Annotated in this window: 3 protein-coding genes; 2 read left to right on the top strand and 1 reads right to left on the bottom strand. The window is 62.5% G+C overall.

The window, feature by feature from the left end; genetic code table 11:
- Positions 1-3: 3 nt before the first annotated feature.
- Complete coding sequence (locus H6650_13070) at positions 4-282, bottom strand: metal-sensitive transcriptional regulator (protein ID MCB8952933.1); 279 nt, start codon at positions 280-282, stop codon at positions 4-6.
- A 670-nt stretch (positions 283-952) separates the two neighbouring features.
- On the opposite strand from H6650_13070, the gene H6650_13065 reads away from it, so the two are divergent.
- Positions 953-3505 carry a hypothetical protein gene (locus H6650_13065; GenBank protein MCB8952932.1) on the top strand — a complete coding sequence of 851 codons (2553 nt, stop codon included), beginning with the start codon at positions 953-955 and terminating at the stop codon, positions 3503-3505.
- A gap of 15 nt (positions 3506-3520) precedes the next feature.
- Positions 3521-26770 carry an Ig-like domain-containing protein gene (locus tag H6650_13060; GenBank protein ID MCB8952931.1) on the top strand — a complete coding sequence of 7750 codons (23250 nt, stop codon included), beginning with the start codon at positions 3521-3523 and terminating at the stop codon, positions 26768-26770.
- The last annotated feature ends 10 nt before the right edge of the window (positions 26771-26780 follow it).

Here is a 26780-nt window from a genome sequence, read left to right as displayed (position 1 = left end):
GCGTCATTTGCCTTGCGTGACGCTGAAGACGCTGGTCACTTCGGCCAACATGCGCTCCCGCTCATCGGGGTCGTCTCCTTGGATTGCGGTGGTGACGCATGTGCGCAGGTGGTTTTCCAGCAGCAGGGTGCTGACTTTGCTCAAGGCGGCCTGGACCGCCTGAATCTGGCGAATGATGTCAATGCAGTAGGCTTCTTCCGCCACCATGCGTTCGACGCCTTTGAGGTGGCCGGACGTAATGGCCAGGCGGCGGCTGATGGTTTTACGTGTTTCGTCGTTCATATGTCGTCACCTGTGTTAACCTACCCCCCTGGGGGGGATTCGCAGGGTATTGTAGGAAGAATGCCGGCATCTGTCAACACCCAAACCTACACACACGTTCTGGTAAATAGCACGCGGAAAAGAAGCAAGAATTGCGCCACAGTCGGGAATAAACCGATTTGCAGATCGTACGCCTTATCTGTAAAATTCTTCAACTTAAGCGTTTTTTCAACGCTTTTTGGCGTTTCGTGACCGATGAAAGGGAGGAGCTTTTTCTATAATTACCCCAAAATGGGGGAAGCTCGTTCCTAACAGGAAAGAAAACCGAATATCATCTGGTAGTAGGACACCTTTGCGCCCGTCGCACAGAAGAACGTGCTTCGTAACTATTCACGTCTCCGAGAGATTGGACCAATTTTGTAGACATTAACAGGATTTAACCAGAGCAAATGGGTCCAATCTGGGCAGATGACCTGTATAGTCACCGTGCTTCTTCATATCTTATCGTCTTGCCCCGGCCTCTTTTGGCGGGCCACCTGTCTGCGTGAACAAGGTTCTCCACTCCGCCACAATCCGTTTATCGGAACGGGCACTTCTTTGTCGCGGGCACATGCCGCCGACATTGAACCACTTGCTCACCGCTCCCAGACACAACAGCGAGGCCGATCTGCCAGGCGAAAGGATTGCTCCCATGAACGGATCGTTGCCCGCGCGCTTGTTTCGCTTCACCGCTAACCTACTCGTTTTCGCCCTGGTGGTCTTGCTACTGGCAGGCATCATCCAGGGAATCCGTGGCGGAGCCTTTGCCGTGGACGCCACGCCCGAAGGACCCGATGCACCCGCTTCCGGTTTCTTTCTGGAAGAATACGGCAGCGTCGTGATCGAAGCCGAACATTTCACCGGAACGGAGCCAGGCAGCGGAGCCGCCGCGGATCACAACTGGTTTTCAACGACGGCTTTCGTCGGCTATAGCGGGGCGGCAGCGTTACAAGCACTCCCCAACAGCAATGTAGATACGGGGTTGACCACGAACGGGCCAGCCTTGTTATATGACGTGTACTTCCAAAATGCCGGCACATACTACGTCACCATTCGCGGCCAGGCAGACCTCCCCTGGCGCTGGCGCAACGACGCCATCCATGTCGGCCTCAACGGCACCCCCACCACCACCGACAGCGGCGACGGCCTCTCCCCCTTCGCCGCCGACAACTTCAACTGGCTCAACCGCGCCAACGGCGGTCAACTCGCCCTCATCGAAGTCCCCTCTCCGGGCATCCACACCTTCGACATCTGGATGCGTGACGACGGCGTTCTCGTAGACAAAATCTGGCTCAGCCTTGTCCCCAACATCATCGACAACGGTAGCACCGACCTCGGCCCAGACGAAAGCCCCTTCCTCACCGAGCCACCACCACCGCCCCCGACACCCCCCCCCGGCCCCACCTTCCTGGAACAGGGCGGCGACGTGGTCATGGAAGCAGAACACGCCACCGCCATCCTCCCCGGCGCGGGCCTCGCTGCCGGCAACGTGTGGGAACCCTCCACCGCCTACACCAACTACACGGGAGACGCCGCCATGCTCTCCCAACCCAACTGGGGCGCAAACACCGCCCTGGAAACCATCGGCCCCTCCCTCAATTTCAACATCGAGTTTGAAACCACCGGCACCTTCTACATTTACATGCGCGGGCGTGCCGGCTTCGACCCCAGCGAGGAAAACGACTCCGTTCACCTCGGACTTGACGGCCTCCCCTTCACCAACGCCAGTGGCCTGGGCGTAACCGGCTTCACCAGCAGCGACTTCACCTGGCAACGACGCCTCAACTTCCGCCGCCTCGCCGTGCAAATAGACACACCCGGCCTACACACGCTCAATGTCTGGATGCGCGAAGATGGTACGCTAATCGACAAAATCTGGCTGAGTACAGACCGTTTTGCCATTGACAGCGGTAGCACCGCCCCCGGCCCCGACGAAAGCGAAACCCTTCCTCCCACCCCGACACCCACCCCCACACCACCGCCAGGCAACACCCCCACACTCACCCCACTCCCCACCGAAACACCAACGGCCACACCTCTTCCCACCAGCACCGCCACGCCGCCGCCCACAATAACAGCAACGCCCCCCCCCACCGAAACAACCACCAACACGCCCACGCCAACAGCAACCAACACGCCCACGCCAACAGCAACCAACACGCCCACGCCAACACCAACCAATACACCCACGCCGACACCAACCAACACACCCAGTTCCACGCCATCGCCCACGGCCACCGCCACAGCCACAAACACGCCCACGCCAACCCATACGTCTACCCCAACAAATACACCGATGCCTACGCCCACGCCGCTGCCGCAACGCACCTGGCAAGAACTAATAACGACGCATACCCCACAGGCCGGCGGGGAATATGCACTGGCCTATGATGCGGGGCGCGGCGTCCTCGTCCTCTACGGGGGCAATGCCTACGCCTGGCCCTACAGCAATGAAACGTGGGAGTTTGATGGTGTCGATTGGACCCAGGTGACGACAACCGTGTCGCCCGCGGCACGCTATGGCGCGGATATGGTCTACGATGCCACCAGCGGCCAGGTGCTTCTCTTTGGTGGCAGCGACCAGGATGACGCCGCCAATGGGGAAACGTGGATGTATGATGGCGCCAATTGGACGCGGCAGTTCCCGGCAACGTCGCCGCCCGCGCGCAGCGGGCATGTGATGGTGAGCGGGGAAACGGGAGATGTTTATCTCTTTGGCGGAGCCGATGGGGAGGCGGTTTATCAGGATTTGTGGCGGTATGATGGGGTGACGTGGTCTTTGGTCAATGCCGGCATCACTCTCCCCCCCCCACGCACCCACACCACCCTCGCCTTCCTCCCCAACACCAGCCAACTTCTCCTCTACGGCGGGCGTGACAACAGCGGCCAAACCCTCGCCGACACCTGGCTTTTTGACCTCAACACCAACACCTGGACACCCACAGGCGGCCTTAGTCCTGGCCCACGCCAGGCAACCGCCCTCAGCTACGACGCCATCACAGGTAACGCCGTCCTCTTCGGCGGCCTCGCCGACGACGGCGATGATACCCTGGCGGACACCTGGCATTACCAACCAGGCAGCGGCTGGAGTCTCGTCATCTTGCCCACATCACCACCCGCCTCCGCCTTCCAGCGCATAGCTTTCGACAGTGCCAACGGATACCTGATTCTCTGGACCGCCGGACAAACCTGGCGCTACCAGTAAGGGGAGTGCAGCAACATGAATAACCAGACCACGTCCACCGCAAATGAAAGCTCACCCCAACCATCTTCCCACGCCGTGTGGGGCTTGTTGATCGGCCTAATTTTCTTGTTGGCCTACGCCTTATGGTCGTTTGCGCGCGTCCCCGCCGCCGCGGCGCAAAAATTGGCCGCGCCCCTTGCCCCCCTGGCAGCCACCGACGCCCTCGAAGAACCCGCCGCCAATCCCCCCGCCGCTATAAACGAAGTCATCTACAGTCAGGATTTCAGCACCCCTCCCGGCCCAGAATGGTCAAACCCACTCACCGACACCACACCCTTCGGCGACCCCTTCTTGGGGCAGTTCAGCAGCGAAACAACCACCCTTAGCCTCAGCAACCTGCCCACGCACACCGCCGTCACCCTCAACTTCAGTTTCTATGCGCTAAACACCTGGGATGGCATCAATCCCAACTACGGCCCCGACCTCTTTGAAGTTCTCGTACAGGGCGGTCCCACCCTGCTCTACTCCACCTTCAGCATCTGGGACACGCTCGATACGCTATGGTGGCAAACCTATCCCGACACCTATCCCGGCGGCATCTACGCAGGCAACACGGGCGCCAGCCAGATCGGTGGACAAGGTTATTACTACAGTGCCATTTACGATTTCTCCTTCACCTTCTTCCACAACGAAAACAACATCTCCATTGATTTCAGCGCATATGGACTGCAAGAAATCACCGACGAAAGCTGGGGAATCGACAACGTAGCCATAGAAATCAGCAACGAGCCAACAGACATCCCCATCACATCCATCACAGCCATCAACAACAGCCCTACCCCTCTGGGGGAAGCCACCCACCTCTCCGCCATCGCCAACGGATATGCAACGAACTTTGAAGCGGGCCTGGGCGAATGGCAAGCAACCGGCCTATGGAATCTGCTAACGGACAGCAGTCCCTGCGCCGCTGCCGCGCTGCCCGTCCCCAGCGAGACCCATGTCGTCTACTACGGCCAGACAACCACCTGCAATTTCGCTACAGGAGCCACCACCACCGGCACGCTTACACTCCTCAACCCCATAACCCTGCCCGGCGTAGGCACACCCATCCTATCTTTGTGGAGCTACGAACAAACAGAATGCGGCGGCGGTATCAATTGCGGCTATGATCATCGCTACATAGAAATATCCACGGACAACGGCGCTTCCTGGATCACGCTAGGGGAAGGATACCAGGAAAACATCTGGTATCAGCTCACATTCGACCTCTCCCCCTACCTGGGGAATGATATTTTGCTCCGTTTCCGCTTCGACTCCGTTGACGACATTGCCAATGAATATCTTGGCTGGCTCATTGATGACGTCGAAATCAGTCAGGGCGGCGTGGGAAGCGGCATCAGTTACGCCTGGGCGTTCGGCGATGGCGCCACAGGCAACGGCCAGAACCCCAGCCACGTTTACCCCGCCGTTGGGACGTATACCGCCACCGTCACTGCCAGCAACACCATCAACAGCCTGACGGCAACGACCACCGTAGACATATTCGAGACGCATATCAGCGTTTTCCCCACCTCTCTGGAAGCCACCCTGTCCCAGGGGGAAATCCAGTCGCACACCCTGACCATCAGCAACAGCGGCGCTTCTGATCTGGTATGGCAAATTCCCAGCGGCGGCGCGCCCGACGTGCTGCTGCTGCACGCTGACTGGGACAGTGAATATGGCGACAGCCCGCTGCAATCCTACCTCAGCGCCTACGGCGACCTGGGGAGTATTGGCCTGTTTGACGCCCGCGATCCCAGCGGCGGCGGCAGCGCGCTTGCGGGTGGGGATAAGGGAAACGGACAGATTGCCGGCACGCCCTCGCTGTCCACACTTCTCTCCTACGATGTGGTCGTCGTCTGGTCTTACGAATACTTCCAGGACCCCTACGGCCTGGGCGACGTGCTGGCCGACTACGTGGACGCCGGCGGGCGCGTCATCGTCATGATGTACGCCCTGGACTCCTACGCCCAGTTATTTGGTCGTTTCATGGACCAGGATTACACCCCTCTGCGCGGCAGCAGCCCCAATTACAACTTCGCCTGCCTCGGTAGCGCGGATGGCAACCATCCCATTACGACCGGGATCACGGACATATGCGACGACATCCGCCTGGCCGGATCCTACCTGACACCTGGCTCAACAGCGCTGGCCTATTGGGATGATGGCGAGATATTGGCTGCCATCAAGAGCAATTTACCTGTAGTGGGCATAGCCGCCTATCCTGGATATTACTACGATTGGAGCGGCCAACTGCCAGACATCATTCACAACGCCATCCTCTTTCTTAGCGACCGCTGGCTGCAAGTAACACCCGCCAATGGCCTCACCCCACCCGCTGTCAGCACACCCATCACCATCACCCTCAACGCCACTAACCTGCTCAGCGGAACGTACAACACCATCCTGCGCGTTAACAGCAATGACCCCGACCTGCCCCAACTCCCCGTGCCCATCACCATGCACGTCCTGGGATCGCCGACAATCGTCGTCACCCCCACACAATTGACCATTAGCCCGGCTTACGTCGGATACCCCACCGGCGAACCGCTGCTGGTGAGCAACAGTGGCACGGCGGACCTCCTGGTTAGCGCCGTCAGCGCCGCCGATCCCACGGTCACTGTCTCGCCTACCACCTTCATTGTGCCGCCGGATAGCGCGCAATCTGTTCTGGTCACGGCCACTCCCATTGTCAGCGGCGTGCTGACCACGACGCTGACCGTTAGCAGCAACGCCCCCCTCTCTCCCACGCGGATAGTCACTGTGGTGGTCACCGCGGTGGATCCGCCCGTCCTTGTCTATGCGCCTACGGCCATTGAAAAGACGCTGGAATCAGGGCAAACGCAAACGGTCACGGTGACGATCAGCAACACGGGTGCCGCGGACCTGGCGTGGTCGCTCAGCCGGGCCGAAATTCATCCGTCTGAGCCGCCAATGATGTTTGATTTTGCCGGCATTTCCCCATCCCCCGCCCTCGACAATAACCAACTGCCCGTGCGCAAGCGTCGTGCCGGCATTTTCCCACTCGCCCCCGGCGACTTCACCCTCCTGGCAAACAGCCCCGTCCCCCTCACCTGCCTGGCCGTCGATCCCAACACGTCATTCATCTACGCCCAGGGCAATTACGACACAGGCTTCTACCGCTACGATCCCGCTACCGATCTCTGGACCGGCCTGGCCAGCGCGCCGCTCAGCAGCGGCAACAATGGCGGCGCGGCCTACCTGAACGGCAAGATTTACACCGTCTACACCAACAACAGCACGCAAATGGGCGTCTATGACATCGCCGGCAACACCTGGAACGTGATCAGCAATGGCCTGGGGGACGGCACAGGCAACATCACCACCGACGGCAACCGCTATCTCTACCTCGTGTCCGACGTTGTCTTCCGCCGTTACGACACCATCACCGACATCTGGACCGACCTGGCGGCACCGCCAACCTATTTCGAACTGTGGGGCGCGCTTGTCTATCTCGATGGCTTCATCTATGGGCATCAAGGCAACGGAGAAATCGCGTTTGCCCGCTACGATGTGGCCGCCAACAGTTGGACGGCGCTGCCCTCCCTGCCGGATGGGGCCGTCCTGGGCGGGGCCATCGACCCGGTGGACAACGTCTACTACACCTATGGCAATTACGGCGGCAATAATTGGTACGCATTCGATCTCACCACGGAAACCTGGAGCGTGACGACCGTTCCCTTCATAAATGTAGATGACGGGGGACTCGTGCATGTGGGGGCAAGCGGCATCAGCGGCATCTACATCATCGAAGGCGAAAACGGCACGGGTTTTGCCCGCCTGGAGACGAGCCCCTATTTTGGCTGGTTGGCCCTCGATCCACTGGCGGGCGTGCTGTCGCCACAAGCAGCGACGCAAGTCACCGTCACACTAGACGCCACGGCGCTGTTCAGCAACACGTACTATGCGAACATCCTCATTGACGGCAACGCACCGGCCACGCCGCGGGCCACATTGCCCGTGACCATGCACGTGACGGCGGACGCATTGCCCGTGGCTGTGCCGGCACAATTGGACTTCGGCGGCATGTTTGTCGGATACACGTCCACCCTGCCTCTCCTGATTGAGAATCAAGGGCTGGCCGATCTGGTGGTCACGGACGTGACCGCCAGCGATCCCGCCATTTCCACCACGCCCGTCAGCTTCGCCACGCCGCCATTGGCGAGTCAATCGGTAATGGTCACATTCAGCCCCATAGTCAGCGGCACGCTACTGGGCACGCTCACGTTGACCACGAACAGCGCCCTAACGCCGCTGCTGACCGTCGGCTTGAGCGGCGAGGCGTTAGGGCTGCCCGTGGCGCACCTGTCCCCGGCCGTGATCAGCGAAACCCTCATCAGCGGTAACAGCCGCCAGGTTCCGCTGCTCGTGTCGAATACGGGCGAAAGCGACCTGGCCTGGGATTTGACGGCGGTGAGTACGGTAAGCGGCACTGCCGGCATGGACTACGTCCTCAGCAGCAGCAACGAGGCGGGCGGACCGGCGTTCAACTGGATGGATATTGCCGGCACGGGCACGCCCATCTTCGGCCTCAGTGACGACAACTACGTCGGCCCCTTCCCCATCGGCTTTGACTTCACCTACTTCGGCGAAACCTACACCGAATTCTACGTCGGTTCCAACGGATTCATCGGTTTTGGACCGCCGACCTATTACGACGACCTGGGCAACACACCCCTTCCCGATAGCGGCGACCCGAACAACATCATTGCCTGGTTGTGGGATGATCTGCACCCACGTGCCGGCACAATCCACTACCAAAACGTCGCCGGCCAGCTCGTCATCCAGTTCACCAACTACTCCTGGTTCTGCTGCGGCGGCGACGCCATCACCGCCGAAATCATCCTCCGCCCCACCGGCAACATCCTCATCCAATACCTCACCTTCACCCCCTCCGCCCCCCTCACCACCAACACCATCGGCATCGAAAACCAGGACGGCAGCCTCGGCCTCCAGGCCGCCTACAACCAGGCCCTCGTCCAACCCAACCTGGCCCTCTCCTTCTCCCCACGTCCCAACTGGCTCGACCTCAACCCCGCCAACGGCAACACCGCCATGGACAGCGCCACGCCCATCACCGTCACACTAAACGCGACCAACCTCCTCAGCGGCACCTATGACGCGCACATCCAGCTACTCAGCAACGACCCCGTCACGCCCCTGTTAACCACGCCCCTCACACTGACCGTCATCGGCCAGCCCCATGCCGTAATCACGCCGACGCTGCTGGACTTCGGCGCAGGTTTCACCGGTTACACACGCACGCTGACCTTCACGGTGACGAATACGGGGTCGGAAGACCTGCGCGTATTTGACATAACCGCCGACTCGGCGGAACTGGCGGCGTCGCCGACGAGCTTCGTGCTTCCACTCTGGGGCGGCAGCCAGGTCGTGACAGTTGTGTATGGGGCGGAAAATGCCGGCATTCTCACCGCCACCCTCACCCTCACCACCAACAACCCCATCACCCCCATCCTCACCCTCCCCGTCAACGGCTCCGCCATTGATCCCCCTATTATCGCCGTTACCCCCGCCGCCGTCAGCGCCACCCTGCCCATCCACACCAGCCGCCAGATCACCCTCACCCTCGCCAACAACGGCGGCAGCAACCTCAACTGGGTCATCAACAACGGCCAGGCGCTCCAGTTCGACGGCAACGACTATGTCGCCACCGGCCTGAACATTGACCAGGGCAGCGGTTCTCCCGGCCTCACCCTGGAAGCGTGGGCCTATCCCACCTCCACCAGCAGCGGACGCCACCACATCATCAGCTCCGACAACGGCGGCCATGACTGGTCCATCCTGCACGAAGGCGGCGTCTGGTACGTCTTCACCGGCGAAAACGCCCGCTCCACCGGCTTCACCGTGGACCTGAATACCTGGCAGCACGTCGCCGCCGTCTTCCAACCCGGCATCGGCGTCACCTTCTACAAAAATGACCAGTCCGTCCTCATCCCCTACTTCTCCACGGACACCGCCGACAACAACATCCGCATCGGCGGCAATCCCGGCTTTGGCGAATACTTCACAGGCCAGATTGACGAGGCCCGCGTCTGGTCTGGCGTGCGCACCCCGGCGCAAATCATCAACAACCTCTACATCCCCCTCAATGGCGACGAACCCGGATTGCTCGGCTACTGGCCTTGCAACGAAGGCTTTGGCCCCACCACCGCCGACGCCAGCGGCCACGGCTACACGGGCAACATCGTCGGCGCGACCTGGGTGGCGACGGACATTCCCGGTTGGGTCATCGTCGAACCGCTCAACGGCCTACTGGCCCCACTCGCCAGCACCCCCCTCACCCTCACCCTCGACGCCCAATACCTGATCAGCGGCACATACCCCACCGCGTTGCACATCCTCAGCAACGACCCCGCTGTGCCGCGGTTCACCCTGCCCATCACCCTCACCGTCATCGAAGCAGGCCCCGTGGACCTGCTCGCCTCCACCATCGTCGTCACCCCCACCATGGCCATTGCCGACGGCGTAGACACGATCGCCATCAGCGGTACATTGCGGGACGGCGCGGGTCTGCCCGTATCCGAACGCTCCATCGGCTTGCAAGTAGGCGGCAGCGGCAACCTGATCGCCCCCGCTCCCCTCATTTCCAGCACCCTCGAGGGCGGAATCTCCTTTACGCTGGCCGCAACCGGCGCAGGACCACGCTCGCTGGCCCTTTATGACGCAGCCTACGGCGCAGCCCTCACCCTCACCAACGTCACCTTCATCACCCCCGCGCAGCCCAGCCTCGCCGCCGCCCCCACGACACTGCTGGCCGACGGCCTGCAAACGGCCCTCATCACAGTCACGCTGCGCAACACCGCGGGCGACCCCCTACCCGGAGAAATCGTCTCCCTTCGCTTCCTCAGCGGCACATACAGCTTGCTCAACGGCGTAGTTGTCACCGGCGCCAACTGGATTGACATCGGCGCGGCAGACGTGGGCGGGGTAGCCACGGCCACACTGGCCTCCACGCGCGCCGAAGTAAAGCATCTGGCCGCGCGCGGCGAAACCGTATCCGCCCCGGAGACAGTGACAGTCACATTCCTGGCAGACACCGCGATGCAAGCGCAGTTGCTCCTACCAGGAGAAACAGCCACGCCCGGCATCCTCCCTGGACAGGCAGGCACGCCTGCCGCCGTCACCGCGGGCGCCCCCTTCACCTTCACCCTGCAAGCAGTAGACGCCTACTGGAATCCCGTTCCTATCACGGGAACCCTGCAACTCACCGTGAGCGATCCGCTCGCCGACATGCCCGCCACAGTTGATCTGGTAGCTGGCACGGCAATGGTTTCCGCCACGCTACGACTGGCCGGCAGCCACGTCATCACGGCCACGCCCACGAATCAACCGTGGCCTGTAGCGATGAGCCAGCCGCTGCCCGTGCAGGCGGCCCCGGCGACCTCGCTGACGCTGGACATCCTCAGCAGCACGCAGTTGCTCGACCCCGTGGACGCCGCCGTCACGCTGTACGACCCGTTCGGCAACGTTGCCGGCAGCTACACCGGCCAGGTCCTCTTCAGCAGCAGCGACGCGCAGGCCACCCTGCCCACTCCCTACACCTTTGCACCCACGGATGGCGGCGCGCACACCTTCAGCGGCGGCATCCGCTTCCGCACACCCGGTCCACAAACAATCACCGTCACGGACAGCGTGCAACCATCCCTACTGGCGACGGCCACGCTCACCGTCTCCGACCAGGTCGTTATCAGCAACGACACCACCTGGAACGAAAGCGCCGTCGCGCTGGACAGCCTCACGGTACTCAACAACGCCATCCTCACGCTGCAAGGCGCGACGACGATCACGGCCAACAACGTGATCATCGACACCGGCGCGGCCATCTCCGCCAATGGGCAGGGGTATGGCGCGGCGGCTGGCCCTGGCGCGGGTGAAAACGGCGGTGGTCCCTGGAACCAGGCGGGCGGCGCGGGGCATGGCGGCTGGGGCGGCGCGGCAGAACATCCCGGCGGCGCGCCCTACGACAAGGTGTACCAACCGCGGGAATCGGGCAGCGGCGGCGGCAGCAGCGGCGGCAATGCGGGCGGCGCAGGCGGCGGGGCCATTCACCTGGTGGTGGCGGACACCCTCACCATCAGCGGCACGCTCTCCAGCAATGGCCTCTCCGCGGGCTACGGCGGCTTTGACGCCGGCGGCGGCGGCGCGGGCGGCGCTATCTGGCTAGACGCGAACACGCTCACGGGGGGCGGCAGTATCCAGGCCTCCGGCGGCGATGGCGGCACAACAAGTTTGGGCAATGCGTATGGGCGCGGCGGGGGCGGCGCGGGGGGTCGTGTGGCCGTGTATGCCGGCATTGACGACTACACCGGCGCCTTCCAACTTCACGGCGGCGGCGGCTCCCAATACGGCGGCCCGGGCACGCTTTATCGCCAGAACCAGGACCTGCTGCGCGTGGATAATGCCGGCCACAACGGCCAGAGCGCGGGCCTGCTGACAGGCGCGTACCATTTTACGGCAATCCAACTCACCGGCTACGGCCATTTGCACCTCCCTGACCCCGGCTCCATTCTCACCCTTACCAACGGCACAGCCGGCGGTGATGGCACGGCCCGCCTCAGCAGCAGCGGCCTGGTCATCGGGGACGCGGACATGCTCATCAGCGGCGTCACCCTGGCGATCCAGGGCGATCTACTAGGCGCGAACAGCATCACCACGCAGAGCAGCGGCGGCCTGGAACTAAGCGCCAGCACCCCTTGGCGCAGCGGCGTGTACACCTTCACAACCGTTACCATCGGCGGCGGCACAACCCTCAAGGCCGTCAACTACAACAACGGCAACACCGACTACAACGACGATTACGGCCTGACGCTGGTGGCTTCCGAGCTGACCATTGCGGAGGGTGCCGCCTTCACCGCCGATGGGCAGGGATATGGTTCTACGTCCGGGCCGGGCGCGGGCGCACCCGGCGGCGGCCCCTGGGATCAAGCAGGCGGCGGCGGCCATGGCGGCTGGGGACACAACGCCGAACATCCGGGCGGCGCACCCTATGGCGACCTGTACCAGCCGCTAGACCTGGGCAGCGGCGGCGGCTACAGCGGCGGACGCGCCGGCGGCGCGGGCGGCGGCGCGGTACACCTGATCGTCGCCAATACGTTAGCGATCAGTGGCACGCTCAGCAGCAACGGTATTTCCGGCGGCTTCGGCGGCTTTGATGGCGCAGGCGGCGGTTCCGGCGGTTCCCTCTGGATTGAGGCGGGCGTGCTGCAAGGCGGCGGCAGCATCCGCGCCAACGGCGGCGATGGCGGCACCACCACTTTGGGCAACGCTTATGGACGCGGCGGCGGCGGCGGCGGCGGGCGCATTGCCGTGTACGCCGCGGTGGACACATTCACGGGCAGCTACAGCGTCAACGCAGGCGATGCCGGCACATGCCCGGCTGTCTGCCTGGGCACCCTCTACTTCAACGGCATTGACCCCCTCAATTCCAGCCTCATCCTGGCCCCCGACGCACTGGTGGCGGACGGCGTGAGCGCGGCCACCATTACGGTGACGCTGCGCGCCCGCGACGGCGCGCCGCTGGCGGGCGAAGGCGTGGAACTGCGGGCTACGCCGGGCAATAACGCCCACATCAACGGGCAGCCCGCCGTCGGCTACGTCTACGTCGGGGACAGCGATAGCAATGGCGTCGTCACGGCGGTGATCACGTCCACCAAGGTAGGCTTGCACGTCCTGGACGCGCGCGGGCTGCGCGGGGAACTGTTGCAGCAAACGGCCACCGTGACGTTCACCGTTGGCCCCGTGGACGCGGACGCCTCCCAGTTGACGACCAACAAGAGCAACGTCATTGCCGATGGCCTGGACGCAGCCACGCTAACCGTGACCCTGACAGACGCGCAGGCGAACCCGCTGGCAGGGGAGGAAGTGCATTTACAGGCCACGGGCGTGGACATTACGGTGACGCAGCCGGTGACGCTGACGGATGCGGCGGGGCAGTTGCAGGCCACTGTGCGCTCAACGACCGCGCAGTCATCCCAGGTGACGGCCCTGGTGGTCGGCGAGGGGATCACCCTCACGGACGTGGTGAATCTCTCCTTCACGCCCGCGCCGGCGAACGCGGCCAATTCCACCATCATCATTACGCCCACGCAGGCGGCGGCCAATGGCAGCAGCGTGATCACGATTACGGCCACGCTGCGGGACATACTCAACCGTCCGCTGGCGAATCGGGCCATCCAGATTCAGGTCACGGGGAACAACAACGTTATTCACCCCTCCACCACCCAGAACACGGATGCGACCGGGCAGGTCGCATTCACGCTGGCCTCTTCAACGGCGCAGGCGAAGCAGATTTCGCTGCGCGACCTGGTGGGAAACGTGACGCTCGTAGGCGGTACGGTAACGTTCCTGCCCACGCCGCTGGACCCCAACCGCTCGGATATTAATATTCTGGGGGCGCGCACGGCGGCGGCGGATGGGCAGCATGCCCTGACGCTGATAGCCACGGCCCGCGACGCGAACGGGAACGCCATCCCCGACTTACCCGTGGTGTTTACGACGAATGCGCCCGTGAATCTGGCGCAGCCTAATTATCCCACAGACCCCAGCGGACGAGCGTTGGGCAGCGTCAGCAGCAGCGAGATCGGCGCGTTCACAATTGGGGTAACAATTGACGGCCTGGCGTTGAACAAAACGGTGACGGTTTCGTTTATTGGTCCGGACTTGCACGTGACACAAAGCGGACCGGCGCAGGCGACGGTGGGGTATCCGCTGGCGTATGACGTGACGGTGAAGAATGAGGGGTTGATGCCGGCATCTACCACCCTCATCAGCGACACCCTCCCCAACTACACCACCTTCGTCACCCAGACCAGCCCCTACCCCTTCACCTACTACACCACTACCCGCACCATCGTCTGGCAGGTCGGCCCCCTCCCTGTCGGCCAGAGCGCCAACCTGCACCTGGAAACCCTCGTAGACAACAACGCCCCCCTCAACAGCACCGTCTACAACACCGTCGTCGCCCAGGCTGCCGAACCGGAACTGGATACAGCGGACAACACCGCCTCCAGCCCCACCGTCCTCAAAGCGCCGCAGCCCAACATGGTCATCTCCTCCCTCTACCCCAGCCTCGTCGTCCCCGAAGGTTTGACGCGCACCCTGGTCCTGACCATCAGCAACGAAGGCACGGCCAACCTGATCAGCGCCACCATCCTGCCGCCGCCGCACCTGCCCTGGGTGACCGTCACGCCACAGCAGTTAGGCAACCTGGCGCCGGGCGACGTCGTCACTGCCACTATCATCGCGGACGCCAGCCAGGTCGGCGTGAACGGTCATTACCGTGACCGCCTGCAAGTAACGACGGCCAATGCAGGAACGCAAAACGTCTTCCTCACGGCGCAAGTCCAGGCCCCGCTGCGCAATTTGCACCTGCAATTGAGCAACGACCTGGAGCAAAACGTGATCAACGCCCACGTCATTCTCGTGGAAACGATCTACGTAGAAACAGAAGGCGTGCCCGGCTCCAGCAGCTACTACTACGAAAACGACACCGATGCGACCGGGCAAATTACCTTCAATTCCCTGGAAACAGGCCAAGCCTACGAATACACCATCACGGCGGCCAGCCATGACGCAGCCAATGGCTACGTCTACGTGGAAACGGGCGCGAACGCACAGGAATGGTCCCTGGTCCTGCAAGGGCAGCCCGGACTACGCCTGGAACCGGCGGCCATCACCTTCAACATGTATCGCGGCGAACTGGCGCAGCAAATCCTGACCATTCGCAACACCGGCGCGGCCCCGCTGAGCGACATCAGCCTGGCGATGCAGAATATCCCCTTCATCTACCTGGGCGAACCGGCGGTGGGCACGGTACTCAATCCAGGGCAGGCGGTGGAGGTGACGGTGAATGCCGCGCCGCCGATTACGGAAACGATTGACATCTACCAGGGGACGCTAACGGTAGATGCGTCCGGCGGACAGTCGCAGAGCATTCCCGTGACGGTAAATATCCGCGACCAACTGGCGCGCACGTTGTGCGCGCGCGTGGAAACCGACTCGGGCGCGCCTTTGACTCAGGCGACACTGCGGTTGACGGATCTTGCCGGCAAAATCATCGCCACAGGCCCCATCACCGACACCATCCAGCAAGCCTACGTGCAAAGCAGCGACCAGGACGGCCCCGGCTACAGTTGCTTTGCCGACCTCACCCCCGGCCCTTACTACCTGGAAGTGGGACGCGGCGATATTCTCCTCGGCGACAAAAACATCGCCGTCGTCCCCGGCGACGGCATCCAGGAAGAACTCATCATCGTAGACGAACCCGCCGTTATCGCCAAGTGGTCCGTCACCCCCACAGAGATTGAAGACGTCTACACCACCGTCTTCACACTTACCTTTATCCCCCACCAGGTGCCGCGGTTGTCCTTCTCGCCCGACCGCATCAACCTTTGCGGCGACGACGACGGCGTGGTAACGCAAGAGATCACCGTCCACAACTTCTACCCCATCACCCTCACCAACGCCGTCCTCACCTGGCAGACGCAGGGCAACGTTTCCGCCAGCGTCAGCGGCCCCAATGGCCCCACGGGCGGCGGCTCCATCGGCATTGGCGAACTGCCCCCCAACTCCCATACTCCCTTCCTCCTCACCGTCAGCACGGATATGCAGACCTGCTCTGGAGATGAAGGGCTGGTGCTGATCAACGTCGAAGCGGAATACCAACACTTCATCCCCGAAACGTGGTATCGCATTGATGCCACACCGGGGCTGGTGCAACCCGGTCAGCAGGCGCACATCCCCTTGAAATTGGTGAACACGGGGTATCCCGAAGAGAGCAACCTCAACGGCATCCCCCCCACGATGGAAGACATCACCATCGTGCCGCCGCAAAACCTGAACTGGATTACGGTCAGCACCACCCTGATTGACTCCCTGGAAGTGGGCGAAGAGATCGGCTTTGACCTGATTGTCGAGCCACCACAATGGCTGGCCGAAGGCTTCTATTACGATTACATCCAGATTTACGCCACCAATGGCATCACCACCCTGATCGGCATCGAGGCGGAGATGACGCCCGGCGGCCTGCGCGTGGAAACGCAGTTCGTTACGCCGCTGACGGCGGGCGAAGGGGGCGCGCCGCCACCGCCGCCGCCAGGAGAACCACCGCCACAGTACGGACAGGAAACGCCCCCCTGGGATGACATCGTTACCCAGTGGAACCCGGACATCTTTGGCCCCAACGAAGTGATCGTGGGCAACTGGCAAATCCTCGTCGGCTGCTACTGCGCGCAACCGGTAGGCGAATGGTATCCCGTGGGCAATGCGCTCGTCCACGTGGTCACGGGTGCGCCCGGACCCGGCTTCGCCTTTTCGCCCGACTTCAAGGAAAACGTCGTCATTTTGCAACTGGAGCAGCGCTTCTCGCTGGACCGCCAGGCCTTCACCGCCGACCTCGATCTGGGCAATGGTCTGGCCTCCGAGTTGACGGACGTGGAAGTGAGTATTGTCTTCCAGAACGGTCAGGGAGAGATTGTGCCCGTGCGCCTGCCGGAAGATCCCATCACGCCCACGGGAGACTTCACGCCCACGCTGCCGCTGACTTCGATTGTGCCGGCAGAAAACCTCCTGGACGGCACACCAGGCAGATGGCAAAAGATTTACCCGGCCAACTTCATCATCGTCCCGGAGACGCCCACCGCCCTGCCCAACCTGCCCAGCGGGCAAAACTACTTCGCCAGTTGGACTATCATCCCTGACGCCCCCGGGCTCACGGAACTGGGCTACTTTGACGTGTACGCCATCATCCGCTACAAGGTCAACGGCGTGCAAAAGGAGTTAATCACCTCGCCCGCGCCCATTACGGTGGAGCCGCAGCCGCGCATTGTGCTTGACTACTACCTGCCCAACTACGTTCTGGGCAGCCAGACCTTCGACTGGCTGGTGGTGGCGACAAACATCGGCTACGGCACGGCGCGCAACTTCCGTGTAGAAACGCCGCAGCCAAAGATCATCAAACAAAGCGAGGTCTACCCCACCAATTTCACCTTGATCGGCCCCTCCGTACTGAACTGGGGCGACGTGGCTCCCGGCCAGCAGGTGAGCGGCGTCTGGCGGCTACTGCCCAGCGAGCCGGGTTCATTCGTTGACTGGGAGGCAGAATGCAAGCACGACGACTACAAGGGCGTGGAACTGCCCGAACTCGTCTACTGCACGCCGCGCGTCCACTTCTACGACACCTCCTACCTGGCGGAATCGCAGCAGTGGGGCAAGGGAGATTCCTGTCTCTCTGGCCTCTTCCAGGGCTTCGACAGCGACCCCGTAAACACCTTCTCCGGCAACTTCACGTACAGCACCTCCGACGTGAACATTCCCTCTTGGGGGCCAGCATTGGAACTGGTACGCAGCTACAACTCGCGGGATACGGAGGACGGCCCCTTCGGACCCGGCTGGACGCACAACTTCAACCTGGACCTGACCTACGAGAGCTTTATTGGCCTGGATCAAGATGGCATCATCGGGCAGCAGACCTACTTTGCCGCCCGCTTGCCGCACGGCTCCATCATCTACTTCAACGTCAGCCCCGACGGGAACACCATCACCCCCTTCCCCGGCGTGAAGGCCACACTGACGCGGGAGTTGACGACATACACACTGACCCAGGCGTGCGACCAGACGGTTTACACGTACAATGCGGAACAAAAGTTGACGTCCGTGGAAGACCCGAATGGCAATCGCCTGACGATGTCATATGACCAAAACGGCAACCTGACGGCGGTGACGGATGACACGGGCCGCCCGTTGACGTTTACGTACGACGCCAACGGGCACGTGACGCAAATGACGGACCCACTGGGGCGCAGCTACACCTACTCTTATTCGCTGGGGTATCTGGCGCAGGTGGAGGATTTCCGCGGCCAGGTGACCCACTACACCTACTCGCTGCCTACGCCGCGGCAGCCAGGCCAGCTGGTGTCTCGCATTGACCCAAACGGCCACCAGGAGTTCGTCAACCATTACGACGAGAATTATCGCCTGGATTGGCAGGATGACGCCCTGGGGAATCGCACCCTGTTCGGGTACAACTACGACGCGAACAACGATACGCGCACAACGCTGGTTACGGACCCATTAGGGAACACGTCCACGGACCGATACGACAGCGAGGGCCGCCTCATCAGCCGTCATGACGCGCTGGGGAACGCGGAGACGTATGGGTACGACAATGCGTACAATGTGAACCGGGTGACAGACGCCAACGGGCATACGACGTTGTACGATTGGGACGACTGTAACTGCAATATCACGCAGTTGGTGGACCCGATGGGGAACACGACAACGATGACGGTGAACGGGCAGAAGCTGGTGACGAGCGTGACCAACGAGCGCGGCTACACCACTTCTATGGCCTACGACAGCCACACAAACCGCCTTGCGGTCACGGACCCGTTGGGGGGAACAAAATCGTACACGTATGGGCCGCATGGGGAGACATTGTCGGAGACGGACGAGAACGGCCACACGGCGTGGTTTGGCTATGATGCGTTTGGAAACACGACGGTGATCACGGACGCGTTGGGGCAGACGACGCGCATGGCGTATGACGTGGCGGGCCGTCTGCTACAAATGACGGATGCGTTGGGGCGGACGACGACGTATGTGTATGACGCGGGCGATAATGTGCTGCAAACGACGAATGGGATCAGCGCCACGACGGTATTTGCCTACGACAATGCCGGCAATCTCCTCTCCATCACCGATCCCCTGGGCCGCAACGTCAGCTACGAATACGACCCGCGCAACGACCTCATTCGCACCACCAACCCCCTCGGCGGGGTCCAGACCTACGCCTACGATGCCAACGGCAACCTCATCACCCAGGCAAACGCCAACGGGCGCGCTACCACCCACACTTACGACCCGCTCAACCGCCGCATCCAGACCACCAACCCGCTCTCCGGGACCGTGAGCAGCGTCTACGACCCCGTGGGCAACCTGCTGGCGGAGACAGACGCCAACGGCAACGTCACCCAATACGTCTACGACGCCAATGACCGCGTGGTGCGCACCATCTTCCCCGATGGCAGCGAAATGACCTCCCTCTACGACCAGGCGGACAACCTCTTGCAGTTGACCAACGGCGCGGGGGGCAGCGTCAGCTTCACCTACGACGCCCTGGGACGCACGCTCACGAAGACGGACCCGGAGTTGGGCGTCGCCAGTTACGTTTACGATCCTGCCGGCAATCAAATCCACATGACGGACGCCGAAGGACGACAAACCAGCTACACCTACGACGCCCTCAACCGCCTCGTCAGCGTCACCGACCCCGCCGGTTACATCACCAGTTTCGGCTACGATGCCGTGGGCAACCAGACCGGCGCCACGGACGGCAACGGGCACACGATGACAATTGTCTACGATGATGCCAACCGCATCGTACAGCGCATTGACCCGCGCGGCGGCATCACTCGTTACAGTTACGACCTCGTGGGCAATCGCACGCGCGTCGTTAATCCCTTAGGAAGCGCCACGCGCACCAGCTATGATGCCCTCAACCGCCCCCTGACCGTGACGAACGCCCTCAGCGGTACGGTCAGCTACCTCTACGACGGCGTGGGCAACATCCTGCAAGTGACGGACGAGGAAGGAAACACGCGGCAGTACGCCTACGATGCGCTGGACCGCAAGGTAAGCATGACGGATGCCCTGGGCGGAGTGACAACGATGGCGTATGACGCTAACGGCAATCTGCTGACGCAAACGGACCCACTGGGGCGGACGACGCAGTTTGCGTATGATGTCTTCAATCAGGTGCTTACGCGCACGAATCCGCTCGGCGGAACGACGGTTTATGTCTACGACGCGGTGGGTAACGTGCTGCAAGCGACGAATCCAAACGGGCAAGCGACACAGTTCAGTTACGACGGGTTGGATCGGATGATTGCCGCGATTGACGCGAATGCCGGCATCACCCTCTACGCCTACGATAAAGTGGGCAACCTCACCCAGCAAACCGACCCGGAAGGCAACGCCGTCGCCACCGCCTACGACCTCCTCAATCGCCCCGTCGCCGTCACCGACGCCCTCGGCCACGCCAGCAGCTACGCATACGACGCCGTGGGCAACCTCATTCGCATGACGGACGCGGAAGGGCGACAAACCACCTACGCCTACGACGAACTGAACCGCCTGGTGCAGTTGACCGACCCACTGGGACAGGTGACGCAGTACGCCTACGACGCCATCGGCAACCAGGTCAGCCTCGTGGACGCCCTGGGGCGCGAATCCACCTTTGCTTTTGACAAACTGAACCGGCTGGTGCGCGCCACCAACTCCATCAGCGGCACGACGGTTTACACGTACACCGCTGCCGGCAATCTCCACGCCGCCGCCGACGCCAACGGACAACAAACCACCTACATCTACGACACCCTCTACCGCCCCATCCACACCATTGACCCCCTGGGCCAGGTCCTCACCACCACCTACGACGCCGTGGGCAACCCCCTCGCCATCACTGACGTCGCCGGGCGCACCACGCAATTCACCTACGACGGCCTCAACCGTCTCGTGCAAGCCGTCAACCCGCTCGGCGGCGTGCAAACGATGGCCTACGACCCCATCGGCAACCGCATCCAGTCCAGCGACGAAAACGGGCACGCCATCCATTACAGCTACGATGCGCTTAACCGCCTCGTCGCCATCACCGATCCCCTCGCCCATCTCACCACCTTCACTTACGACCGCGTCGGCAACCAGCTCACCCTCACCGATCCCCTCTCCCGCACCACCGGCTACGCCTACGATGCCGCCTACCGCCTGCTGACCATCACCGACCCTCTGGGGCAGCAAAGCAGCTATAGCTATGATGCCGTAGGCAACATCCTCGCCAGCGCCGACGCCGCCGGACGCACCACGCAGTTCACGTACGACGGCCTCAACCGCGTCATCCAAATGACCAACCCCCTGAGCGGGACAATGCAATTCACTTACGACGCCGTAGGCAACCAGACCAGCGTCACCGACGCCGCCGGGCACGTGATCGCCTACGCCTACGACGGCATGGACCGCCTCACGCGGATCACCAACCCGCTCAACCAGGTCACCAGCTACGCCTACGACCCGCTGGGCAACCTGCTGGCGCAAACGGACGCCCTCAACCGCACCACGCGCTACGACTACGACGCCCTCAACCGGATGGTAATGGTCACGGACCCCCTCAGCGCCACCATGCAGTTCGAGTACGACCCCGTGGGCAACATGGTGCGCCAGGTAGATCGCCTCCAGAACCCCACGCAGTACACTGTGGATGCCCTCAACCGCGTCGTCGCCATGACGGATGCGTTAAACCAAACCACCAGTTTCGCCTACGACCCCGTGGGCAACCTGCTGCAAGTAACCAATGCCAACGGAGCGACCTCGCAGATGGCTTACGATGCCCTCAACCGCCTCGTCAGCCAGACCAACCCGCTGGGTCACACGACGCAATACAGCTATGACGCTATCGGCAACAACACCGCCGTCATTGACCCGCTGGGGCATCAGACCTCGTTTGTCTACGACCCGCTGGACCGCATGATCGGCGTCACGGACGCGCTCAATCGCACCACCGGCTACCTCTACGACCCTGTGGGCAACCAGGTGGGCATGACGGACGCCGAAGGCGTGGAGACGCGCTACCAGTATGACGCCCTCAACCGGCTCACCCAGGTGACGGAGAATTACGTCAGCGGCGGGCCGCAAGACGCGGAAACCAACGTGGTCAATCAGTTCAGCTACGACCCCGTGGGCAACCTGATTGCCGCCACCAACCCGCTGGGCAACAGCTTCACCTACAGCTACGACGCCCTCAACCGCATGGTGCAAGCTGCCGACCCGCTGGGCTATGTGACGCAGTACAACTACGACCCCGTGGGCAATCTGGCGGGCGTGATGGACCCGAATCAGACGCAGACCAGCTACGTCTACGACGACCTGAACCGCCTGACGACGATCACGCGCCCCGACGAAACTGTCAGCTTCACTTACGACGCCATGGGCAACCGGCTCACGATGAGCGACCTCACGGGGCTGACCAGTTACAGCTACGACGCCATTTACCGCCTTACCGTAGTCACGGATCCGCTGCTGCAAACGGTACAGTACGGCTACGACAGTGCCGGCAACCGCACCAGCCTCACCTACCCCGATGACGAGCAGGTGACGTATGGCTACGACGGAGCCAACCGCCTGCTGACGGTGACGGATTGGGATGGCGGCGAAACAAGTTACACCTACGACGAGGCCGCCCGCCTGGTCGAGGTGGTCCTGCCCAACGGCATCACAGGCACGTTCGGCTACGACGACGCCAACCAGCTTACCCTCATCCAATACAACAGCCTGACGCAAACGCTGGGCAGCTACGTGTACGCCTATGACCAGGCCGGCAACCGTATCCAGGTGGTGGAACTGCAAGTGGCGGCGGAAAACGTGCCCACAGCGGTATTCACGGCCACGGAGCGCGTGGGCGTGGCCCCGCTGACGGTGACATTCTACAACGGGTCCATCTATGCGGACACCTTTGTGTGGGAATTCGGCGACGGGCAAACGCTAACCACGACTTCCATGCTGCCGCTGACGCACACCTACGACCAACCCGGTCTGTACACGGTGCGCCTGACGGCGGCAAACGCGGATTACAGCCACACGCTGGAGCAGTCGGATTACGTGCTGGCGCTGGCGGCGGATGTGTTCCAGGAAAGCGGCGGTCAGGTGGTGATGGAAGCGGAACACGCGCACGCGATAATCGTCCGCGGCGGGCAGACGTGGATCACGCGCACGGCGCTGGCGGGCTATGTGGGCGAGAGTTACTTGCAGGTGCTGCCGGATCGAGGGGCGTTATATGCGACGGATTATCTGACGCGCAGCCCGGAGTTGCAGTACCAGGTGTACTTCAGCACGCCAGGCGATTATGTAGTGTGGGGCGCGGGGGCGGCGGTAAATGCCGGCAGCGACTCCCTCCACATCGGTATCAATGGCACGCCCGCCCTCAGCCTCACCGGCTTCCCCTGGCAGCAATGGGGTTGGACCAACCAGACCACCACCGGCCTTACCGCCACCCTGAACATTCCCGCTCCGGGTCTCTACACCATCACCCTCTGGGCGCGCGAAGACGGCCTGCGCTTCGATCGGCTGCTGCTCACACAAGACACAGACTACGTCCCCACAGGCAGCGGTCCCGGCGAAAGCCCGCGCGTGGGCGACGTGCCCCTGGCCCAGTTGACGCCGCCGCCTTCCCGCGTCGCCACCTGGTTCACCGCCAACAGCCGCCATGTGGCCGCCGCGGCGCAACAACAGCGCAACTGGCTCCAGATTGCCGCCACCATCTTGGGCAACCCGGGCCTGTTGTTCCTCGGGCCGCTGGGGTTGCTGGCCCCACTGGCTTATAGCCGCCGCAAGCGCCGCCGCCTCATTCGCGCCCTCACCGGCGCAACCATCGCCCTGGCGCTGATCGGCTTCGGCTGGGCGCTGACCACGGGCGCGGGCATGAATCTGGCGGAAGCGGTCGATCTGCCGCGCAGCTATCTCAACCCGCTCACACCCGCGAGTTTGACCGGCGACCAGGCCACCACGCACCAATCCCTGCGCGGCCTGGCGCAAACCAGCGCTACCACCATCCAGTACGAATACGACCCGCTCTATCGCCTCACTGCCGCAACCTACAGTTCTGGAGAGAGTTACGGATATAGCTACGATGCCGGCAGTAATCGTCTCCTGGAAGCGCGCAACGGCCAACCTATCGCCAGCTACACCTACGACATCGCCAACCGCCTCGTCCAGCTTGACGGCCAAACGCTCACCTACGACGCCAACGGCAACCTGCTCACCGACGGCCAGTTCAACTACGTCTACGACACGGCCAACCGCCTCACCCAAATCAGCAGCGGCGTCTCCACGGCGCAGTACGTCTACAACGGGGACGGCCACCGCGTGGCCCAAATTCTTGACGGCGTGCGCACCGATTACGTCCAGGACGTGGCCCGCGCGCTGCCCCAGGTACTCACCGCGCGCCAGGGCGGCACAACCTCCCGTTATCTGCGCGGCCTCGGTCTGATTGGGGAGCAGCACGGCGGAACGGGTCCCTTCGCTGATCCACCCACCTGGCAGTACACCCTGGCCGACGCCCTCGGCTCCATCCGCCAGGTGACGAACGGGCAAGGAAAAGTCACCCTCAGCCAGGACTTTGACCCGTTTGGCGCGGTGATGTCCAGCAACGGCGTCGCTGCCAGCGCCTACGGCTTCACCGGCGAAGAGCAGGACCCGCTCACGGGCCTCATCTATCTGCGCGCCCGCACCTACAACCCGGCCACGGGCCGCTTCTTGCAGCAGGACAGCGTCTTTGGCGATCCTACCCATCCGCGCACGCTGCACCGCTACGCCTACGGCTTCAACAATCCCGTCAACTACACCGACCCGTCGGGCAACATGCCCGACGGCGGGCGCAGCGCCGGTTCACAGGCGCTCCCCGGCGCGCGGCATGGCACGCCTGACGGGCAGCAACATGGTTCGAACGTGAGAACACCCGGCGGCCGGGGCGGCGGTTCGGGCGGTCAGAGTGAGCGGCGGCATGGCTCCGGGCTGTGCGGCTTCCTCGCTGACGTAGTCACCACCGTGGCAGACATCGCCACAGAACTGATTGACCTGGGCGGTAATGTCGTGGACGCCGCCGAAAGTCTGTGGGACTTTGTGCAGACGGGCGATCCCGAATCCCTCTTTGACGCCTACGACAGCATCAAGGCCGCGGGCGACAATGCCGTGAACATTTACAACCAGGCCGCGGACTTCGTAGAACGAAACGAAGCCGTGTTCACCGCGCTGCTGCAAGTCGCCATTGGCTTCATCCCCTATGTGGGAACCCTGTACGACATCGCTTCGCTGGCACTGGGGTACGACTTACTTACGGGCGAGCCACTGACCGACTTTGAGAAGGGGCTGATGATCGCGGGCCTCTTCCTCGGTGGCCTTGACGAATTAGGCGGGCTGTTCAAGGGCGGCTTGAAGTATGGCGATGAGCTGGTGGACGGCTTCCGCAGCGCTGACGAGTTGGGCGACCTGCACAACCTGGATGAACTGGGCGACCTGCGTCATGCGGACGAGTTAGGCGGTCTGCGCGGGGTGGATTCCGTAGCGGATGATTTCCGCTATGTGGATGATCTGCAAGATTTCCGCCACGCGGATGAGTTCGACAGCGCCGCGCGTCCGGTGACGTATGGCGGGTCGCCATCGAAGAGCGTGCCCATTGCCAGCGATTTCGTGGATGATGGGCGGCGCATCGGGCGCAGCGAACTGGCTCCGGACTTCTATTCGGTACCGAACAACGGCGGCGGGCGCGTCTGGGTGTCGGACAAGGTGATCGGCCAGGCGGATTTCGCCGATCTGGTGAATACAAAGAACGCCGGCGGTGAGGTCCACATCCTCACAGGCACACATGGCGACAAATTGGGCAACCTGATCCCCGAAAAGGCTTTCTACCGGCAAGACCTGGAGGAGTGGGGGAGTACGCCTGATGTGACGGTGTCAGACATCACGAAGATGACGCCGGAGGAGATTGAGAAGGCAGTGAACGGGCCAGGGCGCGTGGTTTGCGCCTGGTGCTACAGCGAACGCTCCCAGGATGTGCTGCAAGGATTGGGTCATACCTCGTGCGCGAACTCGTTTGCTGCCGGCACGTTCGTCTCCACTGACTCAGGCATGCAGGCCATCGAAACCATTAACGTGGGCGACCGCGTGCTGGCGCAAACCCCGCAAACGGAACAGCAGGCGTATGAAGCCGTTACGGTCCTCACTAACCACCCCACCAACAACCTGGTTAAACTGCCGCTACAATACACGGATGCCGCCGCGCGGGACGACCAGCGCCTGGATAATCGCTCTGGCAAGTTGTTTGGTCCCGACGGACAGGCGACCCAGGACGTGATCCTGGTGACGCCGGATCATCCCATCTACATTGAGGGCGCGGGCTGGATGCTGGCGGAGAACCTGGCGCTGGGCGACCGCCTGCGCCGCGCCGATGGCGGCTGGACCAAAGTGCTGGCTATCGAGCGACTCAAACAGGGACCGTTGCAACATGGCTACGACTTCGTGGAGGGACCGTTCGTGGTCAACCACAAAGTGGCGCGCAATCCCAATCTGAATCACCGGTCATTGATACCCAGAGGGCATCAAATCTCCATCCACACGCAGAAAGCGGTAGGTGCGTTCAACCGCTACATCGTGCGACCATAGAAGGAGTGGT

This window comes from Ardenticatenales bacterium (genome assembly GCA_020634515.1).
Classification (GTDB): domain Bacteria; phylum Chloroflexota; class Anaerolineae; order Promineifilales; family Promineifilaceae; genus JAGVTM01.
Note: the sequence above shows the minus strand (reverse complement) of the source record. Positions and strands in the feature narration are given on the sequence as shown.

Coding starts and splice junctions, on each gene's coding strand:
- H6650_13070 (MCB8952933.1), bottom strand. CDS start 282: ATGAACGACGAAACACGTAAAACCATCAGCCGCCGCCTGGCCATTACG.
- H6650_13065 (MCB8952932.1), top strand. CDS start 953: ATGAACGGATCGTTGCCCGCGCGCTTGTTTCGCTTCACCGCTAACCTA.
- H6650_13060 (MCB8952931.1), top strand. CDS start 3,521: ATGAATAACCAGACCACGTCCACCGCAAATGAAAGCTCACCCCAACCA.